This is a genomic window from Bacillus sp. LR_5 (assembly GCF_042709275.1).
The window spans coordinates 1-5,000 of record NZ_JAVAXX010000378.1 but is presented as its reverse complement, the minus strand read 5'-3'; the positions used below and the strand labels follow the sequence as shown (position 1 = coordinate 5,000).

General features: G+C 44.2%; 6 protein-coding genes and 1 other annotated feature. All 6 genes read left to right on the top strand.

The features are described 5' to 3' along the window. On the top strand, positions 1-1,084 hold a 1,084-nt coding region (gltX, locus tag RAC86_RS35220), incomplete at its 5' end, for a glutamate--tRNA ligase (RefSeq protein WP_377886671.1). A 2-nt stretch (positions 1,085-1,086) separates the two neighbouring features. Beyond that, positions 1,087-1,317, top strand: a binding site (T-box leader). A 70-nt stretch (positions 1,318-1,387) separates the two neighbouring features. Then, complete coding sequence (gene cysE / locus RAC86_RS35215; protein WP_014112338.1) at positions 1,388-2,041, top strand: serine O-acetyltransferase; 654 nt, start codon at positions 1,388-1,390, stop codon at positions 2,039-2,041. Further along, the gene (gene cysS / locus RAC86_RS35210; protein WP_014112339.1) at positions 2,038-3,438 is read left to right on the top strand and encodes a cysteine--tRNA ligase; all 1,401 of its coding nucleotides are present in this window, start codon (positions 2,038-2,040) and stop codon (positions 3,436-3,438) included. Before cysE ends, cysS begins: the two co-directional genes overlap by 4 nt. Positions 3,439-3,441: 3 nt before the next feature. Next, positions 3,442-3,873: a mini-ribonuclease 3 gene (locus tag RAC86_RS35205; RefSeq protein WP_003242030.1), complete on the top strand. Its 432-nt coding sequence runs from the start codon at positions 3,442-3,444 to the stop codon at positions 3,871-3,873. Continuing rightward, positions 3,857-4,606: a 23S rRNA (guanosine(2251)-2'-O)-methyltransferase RlmB gene (gene rlmB, locus RAC86_RS35200; protein WP_003225755.1), complete on the top strand. Its 750-nt coding sequence runs from the start codon at positions 3,857-3,859 to the stop codon at positions 4,604-4,606. Before RAC86_RS35205 ends, rlmB begins: the two co-directional genes overlap by 17 nt. A gap of 6 nt (positions 4,607-4,612) precedes the next feature. Next, a partial coding sequence (gene rae1 / locus RAC86_RS35195) for a ribosome-dependent mRNA decay endonuclease Rae1/YacP (RefSeq protein WP_377886668.1) occupies positions 4,613-5,000 on the top strand: 388 nt, incomplete at its 3' end.

The window sequence follows — 5,000 nt, the reverse complement described above, 5'->3', positions numbered from 1 at the left end:
AGCCCGCGGAGAAATGCCGCGTTATTCCGGAAAACACAGAAATCTGTCTCAGGAAGAACAGGAAAAATTTATTGCTGAAGGCAGAAAGCCAAGTATTCGTTTCCGCGTGCCGGAAGGAAAAGTCATTGCCTTCAACGATATCGTAAAAGGCGAAATTTCTTTCGAATCAGATGGCATTGGCGACTTTGTTATTGTGAAAAAGGACGGAACGCCGACTTACAACTTCGCAGTAGCTATTGATGACTATTTAATGAAAATGACACACGTGCTGCGCGGTGAGGATCATATTTCTAACACACCGAAACAGATTATGATTTATCAAGCATTCGGATGGGATATTCCTCAGTTCGGACACATGACGCTGATCGTAAATGAAAGCCGTAAAAAGCTCAGCAAACGCGATGAGTCCATTATTCAATTCATCGAGCAGTATAAAGAGCTTGGCTACTTGCCGGAAGCGCTGTTCAACTTTATCGGCCTGCTTGGCTGGTCACCGGTTGGGGAAGAAGAGCTATTCACAAAAGAACAGTTTATTGACATTTTTGATGTAAACCGTTTATCTAAATCACCAGCTTTGTTTGATATGCATAAGCTAAAATGGGTTAACAATCAATACGTGAAGAAGCTGGATCTTGATCAGGTTATTGAACTGACGCTTCCGCATTTGCAAAAAGCCGGCAAAGTTGGCGCTGAGCTTTCTGCTGAAGAACAAGAATGGGTTCGTAAACTGATTTCCCTGTATCATGAGCAATTAAGCTACGGTGCGGAAATTGTTGAGTTGACTGATTTGTTCTTTACGGATGAGATCGAGTATAATCAAGAAGCAAAAGCTGTTCTGGAAGAGGAACAGGTTCCTGAAGTGCTCAGCACATTCGCTGCGAAGCTTGAAGAGCTTGAGGAGTTCACTCCGGATAACATCAAAGCATCAATCAAAGCAGTGCAGAAAGAAACTGGCCATAAAGGGAAAAAACTGTTTATGCCGATTCGTGTTGCCGTAACAGGGCAAACTCACGGTCCGGAACTGCCGCAATCAATTGAATTGATCGGTAAAGAAACTGCAATTCAGCGTTTAAAAAATATCTAAATAAATGATTGTTGACAGGGAAGAGTATAGAGCTTTAGGCCTTTACAGAAAGGATCTTCATTGGCTGAGAGAGATCCATGAGCCGGGTTTTAGAAGTGCGCCCTTAAGACCTTTGAAGAACATTTTTCGAAATCAGTATTCAAAGGCGGCCGCCGCCGTTACAGGCTGAAGTTGGGAGAGCAGAAGTCTGCTTTTCAAACAGAGTGGAACCGCGCGGTTAAAGCGTCTCTGTCATGTTTTCATGCAGAGGCGCTTTTTTTATTGGGTGAAGAGGAAATCAGATAGAGAAGTGGGGGGAAGCATGTGTTTTTTAGAATGCTCAAAGAAGACATTGATACAGTGTTCGATCAAGATCCTGCAGCAAGAAGCTATTTTGAAGTGATTTTAACTTATTCCGGTTTACATGCTATATGGGCGCATCGGATTGCACATGCTTTATATAAACGAAAATTTTATTTCCTTGCACGCCTTATATCTCAGGTAAGCCGATTTTTTACCGGGATCGAAATCCACCCCGGCGCTACTATCGGGAGAAGATTTTTCATAGACCACGGTATGGGGGTTGTCATTGGGGAGACATGTGAAATCGGCAATAACGTAACCGTTTTTCAGGGGGTTACCCTCGGGGGAACGGGGAAAGAAAAGGGAAAAAGGCACCCAACGATTAAAGATGACGCATTGATAGCCACAGGTGCTAAAGTGCTCGGTTCAATTACTGTCGGTGAAGGCTCAAAGATTGGAGCTGGTTCAGTCGTGCTGCACGATGTTCCTGATTTTTCAACAGTTGTCGGCATCCCTGGACGGGTCGTTGTACAAAATGGCAAGAAAGTAAGACGCGATTTAAACCATCAGGATTTGCCCGATCCGGTTGCTGATCGCTTTAAGTCTTTGGAACACCAGATTTTAGAGCTGAAGGCAGAACTTGAAGACAGAAAAGAAAGGATCAATCAAAAATGACAATCACTCTTTATAATACATTGACTAGACAGAAGGAAACATTCGTTCCTCTTGAAGAGGGAAAAGTGAAAATGTACGTGTGCGGACCGACGGTTTACAATTACATTCACATCGGAAACGCTCGTCCGGCTATCGTATACGATACGGTTCGAAACTATCTGGAGTATAAAGGCTATGATGTGCAGTATGTCTCTAACTTTACAGACGTAGACGATAAATTAATTAAAGCGGCAAATGAACTCGGTGAGGACGTACCTACCATTTCAGAGCGTTTTATTAAAGCATACTTTGAAGATGTAGGTGCGCTCGGCTGCCGAAAAGCCGACCTTCATCCGCGAGTGATGGAAAACATGGATGCGATTATCGAATTCGTAGATCAGCTCGTGAAAAAGGGATACGCTTATGAATCAGAAGGTGACGTTTATTTCAAAACAAGAGCATTTGAAGGATACGGAAAGCTTTCTCAGCAATCTATTGATGAACTGAGATCAGGTGCACGCATCCGGGTCGGCGAGAAAAAAGAAGATGCTCTTGATTTCGCGCTGTGGAAAGCGGCGAAAGAAGGAGAAATCTCTTGGGATAGCCCTTGGGGAAAAGGCCGTCCGGGCTGGCACATTGAATGCTCAGCGATGGTGAAAAAGTATCTGGGTGACCAGATTGATATCCATGCGGGCGGACAGGATTTAACATTCCCTCACCATGAAAACGAAATTGCGCAATCTGAGGCACTGACAGGAAAAACGTTTGCGAAGTACTGGCTCCATAATGGCTATATCAATATTGATAATGAAAAAATGTCAAAATCACTGGGCAACTTTGTGCTTGTGCATGACATCATTAAACAGCATGATCCGCAGCTTTTGAGATTCTTTATGCTATCTGTTCATTATCGCCACCCGATTAACTATTCAGAAGAGCTTCTGGAGAATACGAAAAGCGCATTTAATCGTTTGAAAACAGCGTACAGCAACCTTCAGCACCGTCTGAACAGCAGTACGAATTTAACGGAAGATGACGATCAATGGCTTGAGAAAGTTGAAGAACACCGCAAAGCATTCGAAGAGGCGATGGACGATGATTTTAATACGGCGAATGCCATCTCTGTCTTGTTCGACTTAGCGAAGCATGCCAATTATTATCTTCAGAAAGATCATACGGCTGATCATGTGATTACGGCGTTTATCGGCATGTTTGACCGCATTGTATCTGTCCTCGGTTTTTCATTGGGCGAGCAGGAACTTCTCGATCAAGAGATTGAAGACTTAATCGAAAAAAGAAATGAAGCGCGCCGAAATCGCGATTTTGCACTGTCAGATCAGATCCGCGACCAGCTGAAAAGCATGAATATCATTCTTGAAGATACGGCTCAAGGCACTCGCTGGAAACGGGGAGAATAACGGATGCTTGATTTTGAAACGATAAAAGATTCAAAGCAGCTTAACGGTCTTGCGCTTGCTTATATAGGTGATGCCATTTTTGAAGTGTATGTAAGGCATCACCTGCTTAAGCAGGGTTTTACCAAACCAAATGATCTTCATAAGAAATCAAGCCGGATCGTGTCGGCAAAGTCACAGGCTGAGATCCTATTCTTTCTGCAGGATCAATCATTTTTTACGGAAGAAGAGGAAGCGGTGCTGAAAAGAGGCAGAAATGCGAAGTCGGGAACGACACCTAAAAATACAGATGTTCAGACATACCGCTATAGTACAGCATTTGAAGCGCTGCTTGGCTATCTTTTTCTAGAGAAAAAAGAGGAAAGACTTAGTCAGCTCGTTGCCGAAGCTATACAATTCGGAACGTCAGGGAGGAAAACAAATGAGTCAGCAACATGATTACGTCATAGGGAAAAATGCAGTGATCGAGACGTTAAAATCAGATCGTAAGCTGTATAAGCTGTGGATGGCGGAAAACACCGTAAAGGGACAAGCACAGCAGGTGATTGAGCTTGCGAAAAAGCAGGGAATCACGATTCAATATGTCCCGAGAAAAAAACTCGATCAAATGGTGACAGGGCAGCATCAAGGCGTAGTGGCACAGGTTGCAGCGTATGAATATGCAGAACTGGACGATTTATATAAAGCAGCCGAAGAAAGAAATGAACAGCCTTTCTTCCTCATTCTGGACGAGCTTGAAGACCCTCATAATCTCGGTTCCATTATGAGAACGGCTGATGCGGTCGGCGCCCATGGCATCGTGATTCCAAAGCGGAGAGCTGTCGGGCTGACAACAACAGTGGCTAAAGCTTCAACAGGGGCAATTGAGCACATTCCTGTAGCAAGAGTCACCAATTTGGCGCGGACGTTAGAAGAAATGAAAGAGCGGGGGATCTGGGTTGTCGGAACGGATGCATCCGCGCGTGAAGATTACCGCAATATGGACGGCAATATGCCTTTGGCTTTAGTCATTGGAAGTGAAGGAAAAGGGATGGGCCGCCTCGTTAAAGAAAAGTGTGATTTTCTCATTAAACTCCCGATGGCCGGGAAGGTAACTTCACTGAATGCATCTGTCGCGGCTGGTCTTTTGATGTATGAAGTCTACCGGAAACGAAACCCTCTGGGAGAATAAAGACCCATGGATATCCTGTTAGTAGACGGATACAACATGATTGGAGCCTGGCCGCAGCTGAAGGATTTAAAAGCGAACAGTTTTGAAGAGGCGAGAGACGTACTGATTCAGAAAATGGCGGAATATCAATCGTATACAGGGAACAGGGTTATTGTTGTTTTTGACGCACATCTCGTAAAAGGGCTTGAGAAAAAACAGACCAATCACAGAGTTGAAGTGATTTTTACGAAAGAAAATGAGACGGCTGATGAGCGGATAGAAAAGCTTGCTCAGGCTTTAAATAATATTGCGACTCAAATTCATGTTGCAACCTCTGACTATACTGAGCAGTGGGCGATTTTCGGGCAGGGGGCATTGCGGAAATCGGCCCGGGAGCTTTTGAGAGAGGTAGAAG